The sequence below is a fragment of the Kitasatospora sp. NPDC053308 genome (assembly GCF_055585785.1).
Map to the genome: position 1 here is coordinate 1 of NZ_JBVJJY010000071.1, position 1,013 is coordinate 1,013.

A 1,013-nucleotide genomic window follows, 5' to 3' on the forward strand; every position below is an offset into this window, starting at 1 on the left:
AGCAGGTCGAGGTCGTGGATGGGGGTGTCGGGGTGTTCGGCGGCGCTGCGCAGGATGCGCTGGAACTGTTCGGCGAGGCGCTGGACGGTGGCGGGTTCGAAGAGGTCGGCGTCGTACTCGATGGTGACGGTCAGGCCGTCGGGGGCGCCGTCGGCGGTGTGGTGCTCGGTGACGGTGAAGGAGAGGTCGAACTTCGCCGCGCTCGTGAACTCGACCTCCTGGGAGTCGAGTTCACCGCCGGCCGACGTGGTGTTGTTGAGGGTGAGGATGGTTTGGAAGAGGGGGTGGCGGTGGGGGGTGCGGGTGGGGTTGAGGGCTTCTACGAGGCGTTCGAAGGGGAGGTCTTGGTGGGTGAGGGCGGTGAGGTTGAGGTCGCGGGTGTGGTGGAGGAGTTGGGTGTGGGTGGGGTTGCCGGTGGTGTCGGTGCGCAGGACGAGGGTGTTGATGAAGAAGCCGATGAGGTGGTCGAGGTGGGGGTGGGTGCGGCCGGCGGTGGGGGTGCCGATGGGGAGGTCGGTGCCGGCGCCGTTGCGGGTGAGGAGGGTGGCGAGGGCGGCGTGGAGGGTGTGGAAGAGGGTGGCGTGGTGGGTGTGGGCGTGGGTGGTGAGGTGGTGGTGGGTGGTGGGGTCGGTGTGGGTGGTGTGGGTGCGGGCGTGGTGGGTGGGGTGGGTGGGTCGGGGGTGGTCGGTGGGGAGGGGGATTTCGTCGGGGAGGTTGGTGAGGTGGGTGGTCCAGTGGGTGAGTTGGTGGTGGAGGGGGGTGTCGGGGGTGTCGGGGTGGCCGAGGTGGTGGTGTTGCCAGAGGGTGTAGTCGGCGTATTGGACGGGGAGTTCGGGCCAGTCGGGGGTTCGGTTCGTCAGGTGGGCGTGGTAGGCGGTGGTGAGGTCGTGGGTGAGGGGTCGCATGGACCAGCCGTCGCCGGCGATGTGGTGCAGGACGAGGGCGAGCAGGTGGTGGGTGTCGTCGAGAGTGAAGAGGGCGGCGCGCAGGGGGAGTTCGGTGGTGAGGTCGAA

1 protein-coding gene is annotated in these 1,013 nt (G+C 69.1%); it reads right to left on the bottom strand.

Annotated elements, in window-relative coordinates; translation table 11 throughout:
* Window positions 1-1,013: condensation domain-containing protein (locus ACZ6Y7_RS37990; RefSeq protein ID WP_465762548.1), on the bottom strand; the 1,013-nt coding region annotated here is incomplete at both ends.